Raw genomic sequence first — 19,391 nt, 5'->3', positions numbered from 1 at the left:
TTCGATCGCAATGGTCGAAGCTCAATGCTCTGCCCACTGGATCGATTTGATATCGATCCCTTCCTGCGCCATCTCCCACAGCGGGCTCATGGACCGCAAACGCTGCACCGCCTGCACGATATGTTCGACGGCATAGTCGACGTCCTGCTCGCTGGTGAAGCGGCCGAGCCCGATGCGCAGCGAGGTGTGTGCCAACTCCTCCTCGACGCCCAGCGCGCGCAGCACGTAGGACGGCTCCAGCGACGCCGAGGTGCAGGCCGAGCCCGACGAGACCGCGATATCCTTGACGCCCATCATCAGCCCCTCGCCTTCCACATAGGCGAAGGAGAGATTGAGATTGCCCGGAATGCGGCTGTCGAGATCGCCGTTGAGATACACCTCCGGCAGCTGTTCTCTGATCTTGTTATACATGCGGTCGCGCAGCGTCTTTAGCCGCTCCGCCTCCGCGCCCATTTCACGCTGCGCGATGGCGCAGGCTTCACCCAGGCCCACGCATAGCGGCGTCGGCAGCGTACCGGAGCGCATGCCGCGTTCCTGGCCGCCGCCATGGATCAGCGCCTCGAGGCGCACGCGCGGCTTGCGGCGGACATAAAGGGCGCCGAGGCCCTTGGGCCCGTAGATCTTGTGGCCGGAGATCGACATCAAATCGATGTTCATCTCCTCGACGTTGAGCGGGATCTTGCCCACTGCCTGCGCCGCGTCGGTATGGAAATAGACCTTGGCCGCGCGGCAGATCTTGCCGATCTCCGCCAGCGGCTGGATCACGCCGATCTCGTTATTCACCGCCATCACAGAGACGATGCAGGTGTCCGGCCGGATTGTCGCCTTCAACTGTTCCAGGTCGATGAGGCCGTTCTTCTGCACCGGCAGATAGGTGACCTCGAAGCCCTCCAGCTCAAGATGCCGGCAGGAATCGAGCACGCATTTGTGCTCGGTTACCACGGTGATGACATGATTCTTCTTGCCCTTGTGGAAATGCGCGACGCCCTTGAGCGCGAGGTTGTTCGATTCCGTCGCGCCGGAAGTGAAGATGATCTCCTTCTCGTCCGCGCCGATGATGGAAGCAACCTGCGCGCGCGCCTTCTCGACCGCTTTCTCCGCATCCCAGCCGTAGGCGTGGTTGCGCGAATGCGGATTGCCGAAATAGGTGGTGAAATAAGGCAGCATCGCTTCCACCACGCGCGGATCGGTCGGCGTCGTCGCCTGATAATCCAGATAGATCGGCGTCTTCGGACGGTTCTGGCCTTCGGTCGCGATCTTCATATCCTGCAATGAACTCATGTCATGCGCACCTTTACATCAGGCTGCCGGCTGCATGTCCGGCAGCGTATGAACCTTCCGGCCGGCGAAATCAGCCAACCGCGTCGCAAGCAGGTCGATTTCCGACTCGCTGTTCCACCAGCCGAGGCTGATGCGGATCGCGGAGCGCGCGACCTCTTCACCGTAGCCCATCGCGAGCGCCACGTGGCTCGGCCGGACCTTGCCGGATGAGCAGGCAGAGCCCGCACTGACCGCAAACCCCGCGAGATCCAGCGCCATCACCAGCGTTTCGCTCGATTTGCCGGCAACGACGATGCACGATGTGTTCGGCAGACGTGGCGCCTCACCGCCGATGATCGCTATGTCGACGCCGGCAAGCTTCGATTCGAGCCGATCTCGCAAAGCCGCGAGCCGCGTCGCATGAACGGCGGTCCGCGCTTCCTCCGCCGCGGCGCCAAAGCCTGCGATGGCTGGAACGTTCTCCGTTCCGGCGCGCCGGAATCTTTCCTGGCCACCACCGAGCAAGATCGGATTGACCGCGATGTCACGCTTCAACACCAGAGCGCCGGCACCCAAGGCGCCGCCCATCTTGTGGGCCGACAGACTCAAGAGGTCAGCACCCAGCGCGCTCAGATCAAGAGCAATGCGGCCTGGCGCCTGCGATGCGTCGCAATGCAGCAGGCCGCCGGCTTCATGCACCAGATCCGCAGCCTCACGCACCGGCTGGATCACGCCGGTCTCGTTGTTCGCCAGCATGATCGACACGAACGCGGGCCGCCCTGTTTCACGTAGCGCAGCCGCGAGATCATCGAGATCGACCTGTCCGGTGCGCCGTACCTGCAGAACGCGTGCACCGGCGAGCTGAGCCGGCTTCAGCACCGAATCATGCTCGATGCCGGAGACGATCAGCGGCCGGCCCCCGCCGCTTGCCAAAGCCAGATTGTTGGCCTCGGTTCCGCTCGAGACGAAGATCACGTTCTCCGCTTTCGCAGCGACGAGCTGAGCGACCTGGGCACGCGCGCGATCGACCAGCGCGCGCGTCGCGCGGCCGAAGCCATGGACCGACGATGGATTGCCGGCCGTGCGCAACGCCACTTCCATCGCCGCCAGCGCCGAGGCGCTGGGCAGCGTGGTCGCATTCGCATCCATATAGATCGCGTTGCTCATGACGGTTGATTTAATGACGGTCGATTTAAAAGTTGGCCTTACTCTGCTGCCACGGTCGTGCGCACCGGCTCGCTGGCCGAATCGTTGACCGGCGCCGGCGTCGCGCCGTCGGTCTCCAGCGGCTGACCCAGCTGCGATTTGCCGAGAATGCGCCGGTTCACCACGTCCGCGAGCGAAACCGAGCTCAGGAACAGGTGGATCTGATGCGTCAGCTCCTCCCACAGGTCGTGGGTGAGGCAGCGGCTCTTGTCACTCTGGCAGCCCGACCCGGTGTTCGGCTTGCACCGGGTGGCGCGGATCGGCTCATCCACCGCCATGATGGCGTCGGAAATCCGCGTATCCTCCGCACTGCGTGCAAGCAGGTAACCGCCGCCCGGGCCGCGCACGCTCTTCACCAGGCCGTTGCGCCGCAACTTGGCGAAGAGCTGCTCCAGGTAAGAGAGCGAGATTTCCTGCCGCTGCGAGATATCCGCCAGCGCCACTGGGCGGCCATTGCTGTGCGACGCCAAGTCAACCAGGGCCATAACCGCATAACGTCCTTTGGTGCTCAATCTCACGACCAACCTCCATCACATTCGGGCCAGGCCCGGCGCTCATTCCGCCGCGACGTCAGACCGCCTCGCTTCATCACTCTCCGCCCCTAGTCTCGTATCGGCGCCCGGCTGAACCACCTTGCCGTTCAGCTCGCCTTCCAACATCGCGACACGCCCCTGCAGCCGATTGACCTGTTCGATCAGGCTCTCGATCGCCCGCGCGACTGGATCGGGCAGTACGCCGTTCGGCAGGCCATAGGCCGCGAAATCGCCCGCATCAGCCCCGCGCGGCGCCGCGATCCTGGCCGGGATGCCGACCACCATGGCGCCAGCAGGCACGTCATTCACGACCACCGCGTTGGCGCCGACCTTGGCGCCCGCACCGACCGTGATGGCACCCAGAACCTGAGCGCCGGCGCCGACGATTACGCGATCACTCAGGGTCGGGTGGCGCTTCTTGTTCTTCTGGGCTGCGGAATTCACCGAGGGCGAGGTCCCGCCCAGGGTGATGTCCTGATACATGGTGACGTCGTCGCCGATCTCGGCGGTCTCGCCGATTACCGTCCCCATGCCGTGATCGATGAACAGCCGGCGACCAATGGTCGCGCCCGGGTGGATCTCGATCCCAGTCAGCCACCGCGCGGTTTGGGAAATAAATCGCGCCAGCACGTGCCAACCGCGCATGTAAAGGGCATGGGACAGGCGATGGGTCAGGACCGCATGGAATCCTGGATAGGTTAACGCCACTTCCAGACGCGACTTTGCGGCCGGATCGCGCGCGATGATCGAATCGATGTCCTCAGCGAAATGCTTGAAATTCATGGCGGCCATCGTGTTTACTACCGCCCCGCTGCCCTTAATTGACTGAGCTAGTCAACTTTAGCGGCACAGGTCGCGGCAAAGAGCGCTCTCGCAGTCGATATAGTATGTCCCACTACCCCAGTCAAGTTTATGCCCCGCAATCCATTGCCGGGGCGTCTAAAATAACCATGTCCCATTCTTGGATAAGCGGACTTTCCGGAGCCCCCCTCTATGCCTGAAGTGATCATGAATGGCCCAGAGGGCCGGCTGGAAGGCCGCTACAACCAGAACGGTGAGCCGAATTCTCCCATCGCTCTGCTGCTCCATCCGCATCCGCAGCATGGCGGGACCATGAATAATAAGGTGGTCTACCAGCTCTATCAGTGTTTCCAGCGGAAGGGTTTTTCCGTCCTGCGCTTCAACTTTCGCGGGGTCGGCCGCTCCCAGGGCAAGTTTGACCGCGGCGAGGGGGAATTGAGCGACGCGGCGGCGGCCCTCGATTGGCTGCAAACCTGGAACCCCAATGCGCCGCAATGCTGGATCGCGGGCTTTTCGTTCGGCGCCTGGATCGGCATGCAGCTCCTGATGCGCCGGCCGGAGATCAGCGGCTTCATCTCGGTCTCGCCGCCGGCCAACATCTACGATTTCAGCTTCCTGGCTCCCTGCCCGTCCTCAGGCCTCGTCGTCCAGGGTGATCAGGATACGGTGGTGCCGCAGGACGCAGTCGCCAAGTTGGTCGCCAAGCTCAGCCATCAGCGGGGGATCAAGATCACCTACCAGATCATTCCTGGCGCGACGCACTTCTACACCGAGCATCTCGATCAGCTCAGCAAGACTGTTGACGATTACCTGACCACCGCGATTCCGGAGACGGCAGCGAAGATCCGCGCCTCACGTTAGTCATCGGTGCCGTACGGCCGCGTAATGACCTCCAACAGGTGCCCGTTGGGATCTTCGAAGTAGACGCCGCGTCCGCCGTCCCAGCTGTTGATCTCGCCGCGCTTCTGTCGATAGGGATCGGCCCAATAGGCGAGCCCGAGCATCCGAATGCGTCCGAAGATCTCGTCGAACTCCTGCTCGCTCGCAAGGAACGCATAGTGTTGGGACGCGATCTCGCCACGCGATTCCATGAAGTCGAGCGATGTGTCGCCAAGCTGTACCACGGCGAAGGGGCCGAAACGCGTGGGCGCCGGGAGCCCCAGTATCTCGGTGAGGAATCCCGCTGAGGCGTCGCGGTCGCGCGCGGCAACGATGGTGTGGTTCAGCCGGACGGCCATGGTGAATGGTCCTCCCCTGAAAAGCGCTCTCGAATCAATACCTGGTGCGCATGCCCCTCGTTACAAGGAGAGACTAAGCCCCTCGATGGAGCTTGCCGCCTGGCATCGGCTTTGGCACGCCGGTTGTGCCGGGAAAGCTGAGCGGAAGACCGCGCAGCGAGCGTACCGCCATGAAGGCGAAGGCCTGGGCTTCCAGCGCATCGCCGTCCCAACTTATCTCGTCGACCGAGCGCACGGGGCAGGGCAAGAATGCGCGTAACGCCTGCATGATCGCGGGGTTATGGCGGCCGCCGCCACACACCAGCCATTCCCGTGGCTGCGCCGGAAATACGCGCGTCGCTTCAGCGGCTGACCAGGCAGTGAAGGCAACCAAGGTCGCGGCACCATCGGCGGCGCCGAGGCCGCTCAAGGCCGCATCGGCGAGCGCCTTGAAGTGCTGCCGATCGAGCGACTTCGGCGCAGGCAGCGCGAAATAGGGATCGGATTTGAGCTTCGCCAGAGCAGCGTCGGATGGGCGGCCGCCGGCCGCGAGCGTGCCGCCGACATCGACAGGCTTGCCGGTGTGGCGCAACGCCCAGTCGTCCAGCAGCGCGTTGGCTGGTCCCGTGTCGAACGCCAGCAGCATTCCGTCATCGCCGATCCAGGTCACGTTGCCGACACCGCCCAGATTGAGCACGGCAATCGGCTTGGCAAGCCCCTGCGCGCGCGCCAGATGATAGACCGGGGCCAGGGGCGCACCCTGCCCGCCCGCCTGCACATCAGCGCTACGGAAGTCGTTCACCACGTCGATGCCGCTGAGCTTCGCCAGCAGTGCGCCATCGCCGATCTGCACTGTCTGCCTATGGGCCGGCGCATGATGAATGGTCTGCCCGTGAAAGCCGACGACTGCGATCTCCGAAGGCTGGCGTTTCGCGAGTGCCAGGAGCTGCCGCACCGCCTCGGCGTGGCGTTCCGTCAGCTCGCGTTCAACCGCCGCAACCGGCCCTTTGCCGCCGAAGCAGGATTGCAATCGCGCGCGGAAGGCGCCGTCATAGGACAGCGTCAGGGTCGCCCCGAAATCGTCGATCGACGTGCCGTCGGTATGGATCAAGGCGGCGTCAATGCCGTCACACGAGGTGCCGCTCATCAGGCCGATCGCCCACACGGCCCCCTCCGCTCTTGCCTTGGAATCCATGGAATCCCGCCGGTTTACGCCCTTCCCACCGATGTGTTACATCACCGCCCACCGAAAGCAAAGCTGCAGAACCGCCGTTAGATCATGTCCACGCCGAAATCTGAATTCCTGAAAGTCATCCTGGAGCGGGGCTATCTCCACCAATGCACCGACTGGGAAGGGTTGGACGCCCTGATGGCGAAGCAGTCGGTCGCAGCTTACATCGGGTTCGACGCGACCGCCGATAGCCTCCATGTCGGCAGCATGGTGCAAATCATGCTCCTGCGGCGGCTGCAGCAGACCGGGCACAAGCCCATCGCGCTGATGGGCGGCGGCACGACCAAGATTGGCGATCCGTCCGGACGGGACGAGAGCCGAAGGCTGATGACGGTCGATGACATCAACAAGAACCTCGAGAGCATCCGGGACAGCTTCACGGGTTATCTCACGTTCGGCAACGGCACGACCGACGCGCTCATGGTCAATAACGCCGATTGGTTGGACACGCTGAACTACATCGAGTTCCTGCGCGATTATGGCCGCTACTTCTCGGTCAATCGCATGTTGAGCTTCGATTCCGTGAAGCTGCGCCTCGAACGCGAGCAGCCGCTGAGCTTCCTCGAATTCAACTACATGATCCTGCAGGCCTACGATTTCCTGGAGCTGGCGCGCCGGCATGATTGCCGTCTGCAGATGGGCGGCTCCGATCAATGGGGCAACATCGTGAACGGCACCGAGCTCGGTCGCCGCATCGACAACAGGGAGCTGTTCGGCCTCACCGCACCGCTCATCACCACGGCGTCCGGTGCCAAGATGGGCAAGACGGCGGCCGGCGCGGTGTGGCTCAATCCAAATCGCCTCAGCCCGTACGACTACTGGCAATATTGGCGCAACACGGAAGACGCCGATGTCGGCCGCTTCCTGAAGCTGTTCACCGACGTTCCGATGGATGAGATCGCCCGGCTGGAAAAGCTCCAGGGTGCGGAGATCAACGACGCCAAGATCGCGCTCGCCAACGAAGCGACGACGCTGTGTCACGGAGCCGCGGCCGCGCGTAATGCGGCGGAGACGGCGCGCCGCACCTTCGTGGAAGGAGGCCTCGGTCAGGATCTGCCAGTGCTTGAGATCGACCGCGCCGAGCTCGAAACCGGCATTCCGGCATACGAGCTGCTGCGGCGCTGCGGGCTGGCCGCCAGCAATGGCGAAGCACGGCGCCTGATCAAGGGCGGCGGCGCGCGCCTGAACGACGCGGTGATCGAGGACGAGAACCGCAAGATCAGCATCGCCGATCTCGATTCCGATGGGGTGCTGAAGCTATCCTTCGGCAAGAAGAAGCACGCGGTGCTGCGCGCCAAATAGGATCGCGGCTATTTGTGGCTGCCGGTCGGCGGCTTGGGCGGCGCAGCGCCGCCTTGGCCTGCGTCGATATCTCCAGTGAAGATGTCGCGCAGGAAGCCGGGAGCGAGCGCCGTCCATGGATTGACGTCGATTTTCGGCTCCGGCAGATCGCCGATGATCTTGTAGGATGCGGAGAACAGGCCCTCGCCTGGCCCGCCTTGCAGGATATTGCCGAGGATCGGGATGTTTCCAAGAATGCTGTTGATCGCGTAGGCGGGCACGATCACGCCTTCGAGGTCGATCTTCTGCCGATCAAGATCGATCTTGCCATTGGAGGTAAGACCGATGGATGGGCCCGCGCTGCGGAATTTCCGGACCTCGATCGTGCCCATGGTCTTGGTGAAGCGCGCGCTCGCGCCGTCGAAATAGAAGCCTTCGCCGCTCAGCACATCAATTAGTCCGGTCAGCGCCGCCACTGAGAGAAATCGCACGAAGAACGGCGTATTGAGCAGCCGAAACGAGCTCGACTCCATCCGGCCGCGCAACGGCCGCCGCGGCTCATCATCCTTCACCTCGCCGGTGATCTTGAGCGTTCCGCCCTTGATGGAATCATAGATGTCGAGCGCGCGCAGCGCCGCTCCGGCATCGGTCGTCTCGGCCGACAGGTGGTGTTTGCCGGACCCCGGCTCACCAGGCCGATAGACGAGGGTCATCGGCGCGCCGCCGGGCAGGGTGGCTGACACATCGATCACGTCCCACCACATCGGATCGTGGTAGAGCTCGACCTTCACGTTCTGCAATACCCGGCCTTCGCCGATGCGCACCGAGTTCAAGGACGGAGCGGCCAAGCGGAATGGACGCTGTGGCTCGTTCTCCTCGCGCGCCAAGGTGGCGTCATCTTTCGGCGGCTCATCGTTATCCATCCACGGCTCGACGTCGACGTCGCCGCCGCCGATCCCGACCTCGATCAGGTCGCCCTTGAAGGCCACGCCAACGTTGCTGAGGGCGTTCCGGCCGTATTTCAGGCTCGGCATCGCGACCTTGGTGGGCGTGCCGCTCTGGTCGAAATCGATCTTGCCCGCAGTCTTGAGATTGCCGGCCGTGACGTCGAACAGCGGAATGCTCCGAATCCGCTTGTCGCGCATTTCCACCGCCAGCTTGCCTCGCCCCGGCTCGCCGGCTGGCTTCGACCATTTCGCAAAGTCGAAAGCCAAGGCGGACTGGGTCAGGTCGAAGGTAACGTCAATCCGGCCGCGACCGTCGGGATAGCTGATGTAAGTGAGGTCCGTCAGGCTGGGACCGTCGAAGAAAGGCCGCGTGTCGTACCCGAAGGCGGCGCGCTGCTCCGCATTGACGGTGCCGACGGCGCGGATCTGCTGGTCGAACGGAGCACCGTCGTAGAAGTTCTCGAGCCATTGCAGATCAAGCGGAATGCCGCCGAACTTCAGCGGCCCGCTGATGCGCATGCCGTTCTGGGTCAGCGCGAGCTCGAGGTTGCCATCGGTTACGTTCTGCTCGAACATCGCCTTTTTCAGGCCGACATTGCTCATGGTGGCGCTGACGCCGATCTTCACTTGGGCGAAGGTGAGATCCTTCTCCGCTGGAAAATCGAACTGAATATGGGTTGCCGCATCACCGGAGGCGTTCTCCGGCTTCAAGCCCAGCTTGGAGGTGTACCCGAGACGCTTGTGGTCCAGCAGCGCCAGCGCATCCTTCATCGGACTGGTGATATTACCGCCGACGCTGATGAACTGGTCCTCCTGATCGAGACCGGTGATCAGCAGGTCGCCCTGGCCGAGCTTGATCTGACCGACGCCGCCGCCCTGAATCTTGGCCGTGAACTTCGTGGCATCGAAGCTTGCTGTCGCGACGCCATGCTCGATCGGCGGCATCGGGCGCAGATAGTGCACCGTCAAATCATGCGCCTTGAACGTACCCCCGAGCTCCTCCACCGCCGCTGATGGTTTCTCGCCTTGTGGGAAGCGGATCTTGGTCTTGGCCTCGAGATCCTCGACGATGCCGGTGGTGATGTTGGGGATGAGCCAGCCACGCGCATCGCTGGCGACCGTCTCGGGCCACCAGCCGTCGACCTTTTGCCAGTCGATGCCAGTGCCGTTCAGGGTCGCGGTCAACACCGGCGCGCCGTCATCTGTCGCGCGGCCACTCAGGAAGCCATCGCCCTGGCCGCTCAGTTCGAAGGTCGGCCCATCGATGTCGAGCGCCAAGCGGTCGAGCACAATCAGATCCTGGTCCGGGTCGACGCGTCCTTTCGCCGCCAGCGTCTTGATCGGCAGCGGCGCTTTCATGATCTCGGGCAGGGCTAGTTCGCCATCGCTGCCGGTCAGCGAGAATTCCGTGAGGCCCACCTTGCCCGTCATGGAAATAGTGGTCTGTGCCTCGCCTTCGAGAAAGACGTTGGCATTGGCGAGGATCGCAAGGCCGGTCTCTATCAAGCCGATCGATGGTGCCGCGAAACGCTGCAGCCGAGCGTCGATTTCGAACCGGTCGCCGCCCGAGGGAAGGAATACGTTGCCGCTGAGCCGCGCCGGGTCTCCGAACTGCGGAACGTTGACCCTGAAGCTGCCTGCGAGACCGCGGTCGCCGCGCGCCAAGTTGATTTCGACATTCTCCGCCTTCCAGACATTGCCGGCATGGCGGTCATCGATGCTGATGGTGCCGGAATAGATCGCTGCTTCGGTGAGGTATCCCGTGCGCTTGCCGGGGTCGGGTGCCTCCAGCAGCTCCCGCACCAGGGCGCTGACCAGGCCGGATTGCGACGTGGTAGTGGCGGCACCGGTACCCTCGGTGCCCGAGATCAGCTTTGCCCCGAATTGAAAGTCGCCATCCTCGTTGCGCACAAGCGTGAGATCGGGGCGGAACAACTCGATCCGCGACGGCGCCACCAGGCCGCGGAACAAGGCCGTTCCGCTCAGGCCAAAGCCGATTTCGGGAACCGAGGCCAGATCCTGGCCGGTGGAATCCTTGATCTGGACGCCCACCCCGCGGATGTCGAGCGTGCGCTCCCACCCGGCCCAGGCCAGCACCGTATCCTGAATCACGAACTGGAAATCCGCCTCCGGGCGGTTCAGCGCCTCTTCCACATACGGCTTCAGGAAACTGAGATGGATCGGACCCTCATAGGCCAACCGGTAGGCGATGAAGCCCGCGATGATCGCGACGCCGGCGAGCAGGGCGCCGAGCACCTCCAGCATGATCTTGCTGACGCGCACGATCATCGCGCGCCTCGCAGCAGGAGAGCGGCGCTTGGCTTGACCCCCGTCGTCGCATGCCGCAGTCTGCGGGCCCAACGAGCCCTGTTCACACTCCGATGCCCCTGGCCATCGACCCCGCAAAGCTGCCGAAGCCCTATGATCTGCGCCAGGCGCAGATCGAGCTGGATCGTCTCGCAGCTTTGTGGTGTCAGACCGACGAGACGGGGCTCCCCGGCGCGGCAGAAAGACAGGCGCTGCTGACCGCAGTTTTTGGCAACAGTCCTTATGTTAGCCACCTGATCGTCAGTGAAGCGGCCCATTTTTACTCAGTATTAGCGGACGGGCCGGACTCTGTCTTTAACAAATTGTTGAACGATCTCGCGGGCTTGGCACTTGGCGAACCGGACGAAACCAGCCTCATGCGCGAGCTGCGTGTCGCCAAGCGGCGTGCCCATCTGACCATCGCCATCGCCGATATCGTTGGCGCGTGGAATCTCGAACGGGTCACCGCAGCATTGAGCGATTTCGCGGATTCGGCGGTCGCAGCTGCCACCGCCTTCCTGCTCCGCCAGGCTCATAACAGCGAAGAGCTCGATCTGCCCCACCCGGACAATCCGGCGCTGGAAAGCGGCCTCATCATCCTCGGCCTCGGCAAGCTGGGCGCGCGTGAGCTCAATTATTCGAGCGACATCGACCTCATCGTCCTGTTCGATCTCGATCGGGTCCGCTACCGGGGCAAGCGCACTGCGCGCGAATGCTTCGTCAAGCTGGCGCGTGGGCTCGTGAAGCTGCTGCAGGATGCGACGCAGGATGGCTATGTCCTGCGCGTCGATCTGCGGCTTCGCCCGGACCCTGCCTCTACCCCGCTCGCCATGTCGACAATCGCGGCGGAGACCTATTACGAGGGCATGGGCCAGAACTGGGAGCGCGCCGCCATGATCAAGGCGCGCGTCATTGCCGGCGACGTGCCGGCCGGCGAGGAATTCATCGGCAACCTGCGCCCCTTCATCTGGCGCAAGCATCTCGATTTCGCCGCCATTCAGGACATCCACTCGATCAAGCGGCAGATCCACGCCGTCAAAGGCCATCGCGAGATCGCCGTCGGCGGCCACAACATCAAGATCGGCCGCGGCGGCATCCGCGAGATCGAGTTCTTCGCACAGACCCAGCAGTTGATCTGGGGCGGTCGCAATCCAGACCTTCGCCTGCGCCAGACCTGCACCGCGATCGAGCAGTTGGTCGCGTTCGGCCGCACGAGCCGCCAGGCCGCCGACGACCTCATTGCGGCCTATCGCTATCTGCGCCATGTCGAGCATCGCCTGCAGATGATCGACGATCACCAGACCCAGACTCTGCCGCCCGCCGGGCCGGATCTGGATCGCCTCGCCTTGTTCTGCGGCCACGCGAACACCATGGAGTTCAGCGAAACGCTGATGCATCACCTGGGCCAGGTCGAGGATCATTATGCCGATCTGTTCGAGGAAGCTCCTGCTCTGGGCGGCCAGGGCAATCTCGTCTTCACAGGCACCGAGGACGATCCAGAGACGGTCGCCACTTTGGAGCGCATGGGCTTTCCCGACGGCAGCACGGTGTCTGCGATGGTCCGCGCCTGGCACCACGGGCGCTATCGTGCGACCCGCAGCGCGCGGGCGCGCGAACTGCTGACGGAGCTGATGCCGAAGCTGCTGGAGGCTCTCTCCCGCACCGCGGACCCCGATACGGCTTTCAAGCGCTTCGACAGCTTCATGCATTCCTTGCCGGCCGGCGTGCAGCTCTTCTCCCTGCTCTATTCGAATCCCGGGCTGCTGGACCTGATCGCCGACGTGATGGGCAGCGCGCCGCTGCTCGCGGATCATCTCAGCCGCTATCCCATGCTGCTCGATGGCGTCCTGACGGCGGGCTTTTTCGAGAAGGTGCCGGACCGTCCTGCCATGTCACGGGACCTGCGCCGCCAGCTCTCCTTCGTCGACGATTTCCAGGATCGCCTCAGCCTGATGTGCCGCTGGACCAAGGACCGGCAGTTCCAGATCTGCGTGCGCCTGCTGAAGGGCGCTGCGGAGGGCAATGTCGCGGCCGGCGAGCTCTCCGATGTTGCCGACGCCGTAATCGGCGAGCTGTTCCCAGCCGTCACTTCCGAGTTCGAGAAGCTGCACGGCAAGCTGCCGGGGCGCGGCCTTTCGATCGTCGCACTGGGAAAGCTCGGCAGCCGCGAGATGACGGTGACCTCCGACCTCGACCTCATCTTCATCTACGATATTCCGGAGGATGTCGAAGGCTGGGATCATCTGCGGTCGGACGGACCCAAGCCGCTCGCGCCCATCCAGTACTACGCGCGGCTGGCGCAGCGCGTGATCACTGCCCTCACTGCTCAGACCGGCGACGGTAAGCTCTATGACGTCGACATGCGCCTGCGCCCATCGGGCAATGCGGGCCCGATCGCGAGCGGCCTGCAGCCCTTCGAGCGCTATCAGCTCAACGAGGCCTGGACCTGGGAGCACATGGCGCTGACGCGCGCACGGCCCATGGCCGGCGACCCCAGTCTCATCGGCCATGTCGAACTGAGCTTGAGGCGCATCCTGACGGCGAACTGCGATCCGGCGAAGCTGCGCAAGGATGTCCTGGAGATGCGCGAGCGCATGGCGCAGCAGCATCGCGGGGATTCGATCTGGGACTTCAAGCATCGGCGCGGCGGCCTGGTCGATATCGACTTCATCGCGCAATACCTGATGCTCCGTCACGCGCACGAGCATCCCGATGTGCTGCGCCGCAATCCGTCCGCCGCGCTGGCGCGGCTTGCCGAAACAGGCCTCATCGATCGCGCAATGGCCGGACGCCTGGTCGACGCGGTTAATCTGTGGCGCCAATTGCAGCAGATGACGCGCCTGCTGGTCGGCGAGCAGGTCAACGAAGGCAAGCTGCGCGCCGCCACCGAGCGCCATCTGGCGAAGGTCGCCGACTGTCCCGACTTCTCGACCCTCAAGGGGCTGATCACGGATCGCTTTGAGATCGTGTACGAGGACTTTCGGACGGTGTTTGGTCTCGCCTCAGAAAAGTAGCGCAAGACCTACGGAGGCGATCAGCAGCACGGCGAACGACACGTTGACGATCCGATTGCTGCGTGGCTCCCGAAAGAACCGCGTGAGCGCCGAGCCGGCGATCAGCCAGGCGATGTTGACCAAGGCGATGATGACCGCGAGCACGATGATCTTCGCGGTGACGTCCAGCGCGACCCGTTCGCGGATCAGCACGAAGCTGGAGAACAAGGGCGCCATCGCCGCATAGCCTTTCGGATTGACCAGCGATAGGAAAATGCCGCCCGCGAAGGATGGTCGGCGGCCGTGATCGCCACCCTCCGCCAACGGCGGTGCCGTGGCGATGCGATACGCCAGGTAGGCAAAGTAGGCGCTGGAGAGGCCGATCACGATGGGCGTGGCGCCGGGCAGCGCCAGCAGCAGCCCGACGACGCCCGAGGCCGTGATCGCCATCACCGCCACCATGCCGAGATTAATGCCGGTCATGTAACCGATGCCCCGGCGCGCGCCAAAGGCGGCACCGGTGGCGGCGAGGCTGAGCGTCGCCGGGCCGGGGCTGCCGGCCAGCGCCAATCCCGCCAGGATGAAGCCGAGCAAACCGTCCAATCTCTTGTCCTGTCAGCCGATGGCAGCAGGCCAATGTCACCCTGAAAGTTCCCGCCGCGTCTTGAACGTTCGTGCGGGGGGTGGCATCGTTGCGCCATTTTTGGGAAGGGAAGCACGCAATGGCATTGAAGGTGGGCGACAAGGCACCGGCTTTTTCGATGAAGACCGATGGCGGGGGCAAAGTCTCGCTGTCTCAGCTCAAGGGGCAGACCGTGGTGCTGTATTTCTATCCGAAGGATGATACGTCTGGCTGCACCGCGCAGGCCTGCGGCTTCCGCGATTCCCTGCCGAAGTTCGGCAAGATCGACGCGGCGGTAGTCGGCGTGTCGCGCGACAGCGTGGAAAGCCACGACAAGTTCAAGCAGAAGCACAAGCTGAACTTCACGCTCGGCTCCGACGAAACCGGCAAGGTGACAGAAGATTACGGCGTGTGGGTCGAGAAGAGCATGTATGGCCGCAAATATATGGGCATCGACCGCTCCACCTTCCTGATCGACGCCAAGGGCATCATCCGCGGCATCTGGCGCAAGGTGAAAGTGCCCGGCCATGTCGACGAGGTGCTCAAGGAAGTGAAGAAGCTGGCGGAGAAGGTGGAGGCGTGATCGACCTGGCGCAAGCGGCGTGCGAGATCCTGCGGGTGGCCGAGCCGGCGGATAAGGTGACGCGTGCCCTGGCGCTGGCGGCGGATTGGAAGCAGCAGCACGCGGCTTTCGTGAGGCCGGCCGATCCCCCCGCGCGCCCGGCACGGCCGGAGCGCCCGCCTTTACTGCCGCCCCGCGCTATGCCGAAGCGTAGCGCGGGCGGCGGCCAACAGAAGCGTATCGCTCTGCTCCACGCCCTCGCGCATATCGAGCTCAATGCCATCGATCTCGCCTGGGACATCATCGCGCGCTTCGGCACCGCCGATACGCCGCGCGGCTTCTTCGATGATTGGATCAAGGTCGGCGAGGAAGAAGCGATCCACTTTTCGCTGTTGCAGGCCCGCTTGGTCGAGCTCGGCGCGCACTATGGCGACCTGCCCGCCCATGACGGTCTCTGGCTCGCGGCCGAGGAAACATCGCACGACCTACTTGCGCGCCTCGCCGTCGTTCCGCTGGTGCTGGAGGCACGCGGCCTCGATGTGACCCCCGCGACCATCGCCGATTTCCGCCGCGCCGGTGACGAGCAGAGCGCATCCATCCTGGATCGCGTCTACCGCGACGAAATCGGCCATGTGGCCGCCGGCATGCGCTGGTTCCAGCATTTCGCCGAAAGAGCCGGCCTCAACCCTAAGCAAGCCTGGCAAGACCGCGTGCGCCGCCACTTCAAAGGCACGCTGAAGCCGCCCTTCAACGACGAAGCACGCAAGGATGCGGGGTTCGATCCGGAGTTCTATCGGCCGTTGTCGGCGTGAGCGCAGGACGCTTAAGAGAAAGCGTAGACGTCCAAGAAATAGTGAATCACAATTGCGGGCCACAGCACGCCCACTGCTCGGTAGAGCAACATCAGCACCACCCCAATCAGTCCTGTGATCAGAATGTTGGGCAGGCCGGCCCACCAATGATACAGGGCAAAAACAAGTGATGTTGCTGCGACCGTTGCAATGCCATCACCTAACCGACTAAAGACGAGCCGCGCGAACCGTCGGAAGAACAGTTCTTCGTGCAGAGCGACAAGCGCCAGACCAAACGTCAGGTCGAACCGACGAACCCAGCCAGTGGTATTCGGATATTCGCCTAGGTTCCAGTTCGGCACGGCGTCCCAAAACGCCAAGCCCAGCGTTACAGTCAGGAATGCAGCGGCACCTGCTGCCAAGGACCAGCCGACGACCCGGCTGCGCGTACCCCGCAGCGCTTCGTACTGGAACACTGCTACGCGCATTGGAGAAAGCGCGAGAAGCCCAAGGACCGATGCCCTCATGATATAGTCGATAATCAGCCAGCCCTCTGGGCTGTCTTGCATGAGGCGCACGATCTGGAGATTTGGTGCGCTTGGGCCGTGCACCCAGGTTCGATCGAAATACGGATGGTTTACGTGAACGATCGTGGAACCCCCGCGTTAGGTTCCGAGCCTGACAACGATATTGCTGCTGGACCTGAACACCGTCGCTTCTCCATCCGATCCGGCTACGGCGATGTTGCCGTTGACGCGAGCCGGCTCCTTCACACCCGAATGCGCATGCCCCGCGCCGCCGGTGCGGACGGAAACGCGCTTCACCGCAGAATCCTGCGTGCTGGTCTGACACTGCTGCATCGAATGGCCCTCCTGATCGTTTGGCATTTTTTGAATTGGGCAGGGCGCCCCGGCCGAACCGAAGCGCCCTGTGGAGCAATGGAGACGCTGTCCGCCCCTACCGCAGCGATGTCAACTCATTGGACAGCTTCACCATGCAACGCAAGGTCCAAACCATCGCGCTCGACCTCTTCCGAGACGCGCAGGCCAACGGTGAGGTCGACGACCTTGAGAATAACCGCCGTGCCGATTCCCACAAAGACCACAGTCGTCACAACGCCAAGGATCTGGGTCAGAATCTGACCGGCATTGCCGTCGATCATGCCGACCGGGTCCGACGCTCCGGTGACCGCCATCGTCGCGAACACGCCGGTCAGGATCGCGCCGATGGTGCCGCCGACGCCGTGGACACCGAATGCGTCGAGCGCATCGTCATAGCCAAGGGCGTTCTTGATCGCCGTCGAGGCGAGGAAGCATCCGACGCCCGCCGCCGCGCCGATGACCAGGGCGGCGGTCGGGTCGACGAAGCCGGAGGCCGGCGTGATACCCACCAGGCCTGCCACCGCGCCGGACACGATGCCGAGGATCGATGGCTGGCCCTTCGCACCCCACTCGCAGAACATCCAGGCCAGAGCCGCCGCGGCCGCCGCGATCTGCGTCACCACCATGGCCATGCCCGCGTTGGGCGACGCGGCGAGCGCCGAGCCCGCATTGAAGCCGAACCAGCCGACCCACAGCATCGAGCCGCCGATGACTGTGTAGACCAGGTTGTGCGGCACGAACGGAATCTTCCGATAACCGTTGCGCTTGCCGATCATGAGGGCCGCGACCAGGCCGCTGACGCCGCTGCTGATGTGCACGACGGTGCCGCCGGCGAAGTCGAGCACGCCCCAGTCGAACATCAGGCCGCCGCCGGCCCACACCATGTGGGTGAGCGGCGCGTAGATCAGCACCGACCAGGCCGAGATGAAGATCAGCATGGCGCTGAACTTCATGCGATCGGCGAAGGCGCCGGTGATGAGCGCCGGGGTGATGATCGCGAAGGTCATCTGGAAGATCATGAAGACCGATTCTGGAATGGAGCCCGAGACCGAGCCCACCTCGAGGTTCTTCAAGAAAAGGTTGCTGAGCCCGCCGAAGAACGCGGTCCCTTCCGAGAAGGCGATGCTGTAGCCGACCACCATCCAGAGAATGGTCACGAGGCAGCAGATCGCGAAGGACTGCATGACGATGGCCAGCACGTTCATCTTGCGGACCATGCCCGCATAGAAGAGCGCAAGGCCTGGAATGGTCATCAACAGCACCAGGGCCGTCGACGTCATCATCCAGGCAGTGGCACCACTATCGATCGTCGGTTCCTGCGCCAGTGCCGGCACAGCAGCCAGGGTTCCCGCCAGCGCGGCGATGATTCCTGTCAATCCTCGACGCAAACCCAAACGAAGCATTCCTGCCCCCTTTTGTAACAAGTCTGACAATCCGGGCGCAGCACTGCATCGCGCGTGCCAACCGCGAAGTGACGGGGAATCCTGCGGAACATCACCGTTGCATGACGGAGCCGCGCATAAACCATGAGCAGCTTTGTCGAGAACGCCTATTTCTTGGGCAGGGAGGCGGTTAGGCGGTCGGTGCGCCGCCATGAACTTTGGCGGCGAGCGAGGCGCTCAGGAATCGGTCGATATCCCCATCCAGCACGCCTTGCGTGTCGCTGGTTTCGACCTCGGTCCTGAGGTCCTTCACCATCTGGTACGGCTGCAGAACATACGAGCGGATCTGGTGGCCCCAGCCGATATCGCTCTTCTGTGCTTCCTGCGCCGCGGCAGCCTCTTCGCGCTTCTTCAGCTCCGCCTCATAGAGGCGGGCCTTCAGCATCTGCATCGCCATCGCGCGGTTGCGATGCTGCGATCGGTCAGCCTGGCACGCAACCACGATCCCCGTCGGGACATGCGTGATGCGGACGGCCGAATCCGTCTTGTTGATGTGCTGGCCGCCGGCGCCGGATGCACGAAACGTGTCGACCTTCAGATCCTTGTCCAGCACTTCGATCTCGATGTTGTCGTCGATGACCGGATAGACCCAGACCGAGGAGAAGCTGGTGTGCCGACGGGCATTGGAATCGTAGGGCGAGATGCGCACCAGGCGATGCACGCCTGACTCGGACTTCAGCCAGCCATAGGCGTTGGGCCCTTTGACCTCGATGGTCGCGGATTTGAGCCCCGCTTCCTCGCCCGGGCTTTCCTCCAGCCACTCCACCTTGTAGCCGTGCTGCTCGGCCCAGCGCGTATACATGCGCAGCAACATTTCCGCCCAATCCTGCGCCTCGGTGCCGCCCGCGCCGGCATGGACCTCGAGATAGCAGTCGTTCTGATCCGCTTCGCCGGACAGGAGGGATTCGAGTTCGCGCTTGGCCACCTCAATCTGGAGTGCGGTCAGCTGCGCCTGCGCTTCATCCACGGAGTTGGTGTCGCCTTCCGCTTCGCCCAGCTCGGCGAGAGTCAGCGCGTCATCGAGCTCGCCCTCCATGACACGGTAGGCCTCGATGGCGTTGGCGAGATGAGTGCGTTCCCGCATCGTCTTCTGGGCCTTCTCGGGCTTTTCCCAGAGCTGCGGGTCCTCGGCCAACGTGTTCAGTTCGTCGAGACGACGCAGCGCATTGTCCCAGTCAAAGATGCCTCCTCAGCAGGGCCAGGGAGGAGCGGATCTCCCCCGCCAATGCTTCAATCTCGGCACGCATGATCTTGCCTCTTCCGTGGGCGCATTTCGTGAACGGGCCGCGAACATGGCCAATCGGCGCGGCGCGGTCA

Annotated in this window: 17 protein-coding genes; 5 read left to right on the top strand and 12 right to left on the bottom strand. The window is 63.5% G+C overall.

The window, feature by feature from the left end; genetic code table 11:
* Positions 1–21: 21 nt before the first annotated feature.
* Genes DTX69_RS13080 through cysE form a run of 4 tightly spaced genes read right to left on the bottom strand, consistent with a single transcriptional unit; the run spans position 22 to position 3,782 of the window.
* Positions 22–1,281, bottom strand: a complete 1,260-nt coding sequence (locus DTX69_RS13080) for an IscS subfamily cysteine desulfurase (RefSeq protein WP_284735737.1) — start codon at positions 1,279–1,281, stop codon at positions 22–24.
* Positions 1,282–1,299: 18 nt separating this feature from the next.
* A complete protein-coding gene (locus DTX69_RS13075; RefSeq protein WP_119301980.1) occupies positions 1,300–2,427 on the bottom strand; it encodes a cysteine desulfurase family protein in 1,128 nt (375 codons plus the stop codon).
* Positions 2,428–2,465: 38 nt separating this feature from the next.
* Positions 2,466–2,984: an Rrf2 family transcriptional regulator gene (locus DTX69_RS13070; RefSeq protein WP_119302084.1), complete on the bottom strand. Its 519-nt coding sequence runs from the start codon at positions 2,982–2,984 to the stop codon at positions 2,466–2,468.
* A gap of 36 nt (positions 2,985–3,020) precedes the next feature.
* Positions 3,021–3,782 carry a serine O-acetyltransferase gene (gene cysE / locus DTX69_RS13065; RefSeq protein WP_119302083.1) on the bottom strand — a complete coding sequence of 254 codons (762 nt, stop codon included), beginning with the start codon at positions 3,780–3,782 and terminating at the stop codon, positions 3,021–3,023.
* A 210-nt stretch (positions 3,783–3,992) separates the two neighbouring features.
* Here cysE and DTX69_RS13060 point away from each other — a divergent pair, with 210 nt between their 5' ends.
* The gene (locus tag DTX69_RS13060; RefSeq protein WP_119301979.1) at positions 3,993–4,661 is read left to right on the top strand and encodes an alpha/beta hydrolase; all 669 of its coding nucleotides are present in this window, start codon (positions 3,993–3,995) and stop codon (positions 4,659–4,661) included.
* Here DTX69_RS13060 and DTX69_RS13055 read toward each other — a convergent pair.
* Positions 4,658–5,038 (bottom strand): VOC family protein, encoded by a 381-nt coding sequence (locus tag DTX69_RS13055; RefSeq protein ID WP_119301978.1) that lies wholly within the window; start codon positions 5,036–5,038, stop codon positions 4,658–4,660. The genes DTX69_RS13060 and DTX69_RS13055 overlap by 4 nt on opposite strands.
* 73 nt (positions 5,039–5,111) lie before the next feature.
* Positions 5,112–6,212, bottom strand: a complete 1,101-nt coding sequence (locus DTX69_RS13050; RefSeq protein ID WP_119301977.1) for an anhydro-N-acetylmuramic acid kinase — start codon at positions 6,210–6,212, stop codon at positions 5,112–5,114.
* A gap of 84 nt (positions 6,213–6,296) precedes the next feature.
* Between DTX69_RS13050 and tyrS the strand changes: the two genes are divergently transcribed.
* Positions 6,297–7,550, top strand: a complete 1,254-nt coding sequence (tyrS, locus tag DTX69_RS13045; protein ID WP_119301976.1) for a tyrosine--tRNA ligase — start codon at positions 6,297–6,299, stop codon at positions 7,548–7,550.
* A gap of 8 nt (positions 7,551–7,558) precedes the next feature.
* Here the strand turns inward: tyrS and DTX69_RS13040 are convergent, their stop codons facing one another.
* Complete coding sequence (locus tag DTX69_RS13040) at positions 7,559–10,765, bottom strand: YhdP family protein (RefSeq protein WP_119301975.1); 3,207 nt, start codon at positions 10,763–10,765, stop codon at positions 7,559–7,561.
* A 92-nt stretch (positions 10,766–10,857) separates the two neighbouring features.
* On the opposite strand from DTX69_RS13040, the gene DTX69_RS13035 reads away from it, so the two are divergent.
* Positions 10,858–13,797 carry a bifunctional [glutamine synthetase] adenylyltransferase/[glutamine synthetase]-adenylyl-L-tyrosine phosphorylase gene (locus tag DTX69_RS13035; RefSeq protein WP_162917125.1) on the top strand — a complete coding sequence of 980 codons (2,940 nt, stop codon included), beginning with the start codon at positions 10,858–10,860 and terminating at the stop codon, positions 13,795–13,797.
* Here DTX69_RS13035 and DTX69_RS13030 read toward each other — a convergent pair.
* Positions 13,786–14,379, bottom strand: coding sequence for a LysE family translocator (locus tag DTX69_RS13030; protein ID WP_119301973.1), 594 nt, complete (start codon positions 14,377–14,379; stop codon positions 13,786–13,788). The genes DTX69_RS13035 and DTX69_RS13030 overlap by 12 nt on opposite strands.
* 119 nt (positions 14,380–14,498) lie before the next feature.
* Between DTX69_RS13030 and bcp the strand changes: the two genes are divergently transcribed.
* Positions 14,499–14,981, top strand: coding sequence for a thioredoxin-dependent thiol peroxidase (gene bcp / locus DTX69_RS13025; RefSeq protein ID WP_119301972.1), 483 nt, complete (start codon positions 14,499–14,501; stop codon positions 14,979–14,981).
* Positions 14,978–15,772, top strand: coding sequence for a ferritin-like domain-containing protein (locus DTX69_RS13020; RefSeq protein ID WP_119301971.1), 795 nt, complete (start codon positions 14,978–14,980; stop codon positions 15,770–15,772). Before bcp ends, DTX69_RS13020 begins: the two co-directional genes overlap by 4 nt.
* A gap of 11 nt (positions 15,773–15,783) precedes the next feature.
* Here the strand turns inward: DTX69_RS13020 and DTX69_RS13015 are convergent, their stop codons facing one another.
* From DTX69_RS13015 to prfB, 4 genes are all read right to left on the bottom strand, one after another.
* On the bottom strand, positions 15,784–16,320 hold the full coding sequence (locus DTX69_RS13015) for a CPBP family intramembrane glutamic endopeptidase (RefSeq protein WP_119301970.1): 537 nt from the start codon (positions 16,318–16,320) through the stop codon (positions 15,784–15,786).
* 96 nt (positions 16,321–16,416) lie between these two features.
* Positions 16,417–16,611: a hypothetical protein gene (locus DTX69_RS13010; protein ID WP_162917124.1), complete on the bottom strand. Its 195-nt coding sequence runs from the start codon at positions 16,609–16,611 to the stop codon at positions 16,417–16,419.
* 116 nt (positions 16,612–16,727) lie between these two features.
* The gene (locus tag DTX69_RS13005; protein WP_162917123.1) at positions 16,728–18,035 is read right to left on the bottom strand and encodes an ammonium transporter; all 1,308 of its coding nucleotides are present in this window, start codon (positions 18,033–18,035) and stop codon (positions 16,728–16,730) included.
* 169 nt (positions 18,036–18,204) lie between these two features.
* Positions 18,205–19,321 (bottom strand): peptide chain release factor 2 gene (gene prfB / locus DTX69_RS13000; RefSeq protein WP_119301968.1). Its coding sequence is split into 2 segments (ribosomal slippage): positions 18,205–19,251 and positions 19,253–19,321, totalling 1,116 coding nucleotides; the frame shifts between segments, so codons are not numbered across the junction.
* Positions 19,322–19,391: the final 70 nt, after the last annotated feature.

Origin of the sequence: Dongia deserti, from assembly GCF_003574735.1 — a bacterium.
Taxonomy (GTDB): Bacteria; Pseudomonadota; Alphaproteobacteria; order Dongiales; family Dongiaceae; genus Dongia_A; species Dongia_A deserti.
This window is presented reverse-complemented; position numbering and strand designations above follow the sequence as displayed.

Excerpts from the sequence above, each read along its gene's own strand:
- DTX69_RS13005 (WP_162917123.1), bottom strand. The coding sequence starts at position 18,035 with ATGCTTCGTTTGGGTTTGCGTCGAGGATTGACAGGAATCATCGCCGCG.
- bcp (WP_119301972.1), top strand. The coding sequence starts at position 14,499 with ATGGCATTGAAGGTGGGCGACAAGGCACCGGCTTTTTCGATGAAGACC.
- DTX69_RS13055 (WP_119301978.1), bottom strand. The coding sequence starts at position 5,038 with ATGGCCGTCCGGCTGAACCACACCATCGTTGCCGCGCGCGACCGCGAC.
- DTX69_RS13080 (WP_284735737.1), bottom strand. The coding sequence starts at position 1,281 with ATGAGTTCATTGCAGGATATGAAGATCGCGACCGAAGGCCAGAACCGT.
- DTX69_RS13035 (WP_162917125.1), top strand. The coding sequence starts at position 10,858 with ATGCCCCTGGCCATCGACCCCGCAAAGCTGCCGAAGCCCTATGATCTG.
- DTX69_RS13040 (WP_119301975.1), bottom strand. The coding sequence starts at position 10,765 with ATGATCGTGCGCGTCAGCAAGATCATGCTGGAGGTGCTCGGCGCCCTG.
- cysE (WP_119302083.1), bottom strand. The coding sequence starts at position 3,782 with ATGAATTTCAAGCATTTCGCTGAGGACATCGATTCGATCATCGCGCGC.
- DTX69_RS13015 (WP_119301970.1), bottom strand. The coding sequence starts at position 16,320 with ATGCAAGACAGCCCAGAGGGCTGGCTGATTATCGACTATATCATGAGG.
- DTX69_RS13010 (WP_162917124.1), bottom strand. The coding sequence starts at position 16,611 with ATGCAGCAGTGTCAGACCAGCACGCAGGATTCTGCGGTGAAGCGCGTT.
- DTX69_RS13060 (WP_119301979.1), top strand. The coding sequence starts at position 3,993 with ATGCCTGAAGTGATCATGAATGGCCCAGAGGGCCGGCTGGAAGGCCGC.
- DTX69_RS13075 (WP_119301980.1), bottom strand. The coding sequence starts at position 2,427 with ATGAGCAACGCGATCTATATGGATGCGAATGCGACCACGCTGCCCAGC.
- tyrS (WP_119301976.1), top strand. The coding sequence starts at position 6,297 with ATGTCCACGCCGAAATCTGAATTCCTGAAAGTCATCCTGGAGCGGGGC.
- DTX69_RS13050 (WP_119301977.1), bottom strand. The coding sequence starts at position 6,212 with ATGGATTCCAAGGCAAGAGCGGAGGGGGCCGTGTGGGCGATCGGCCTG.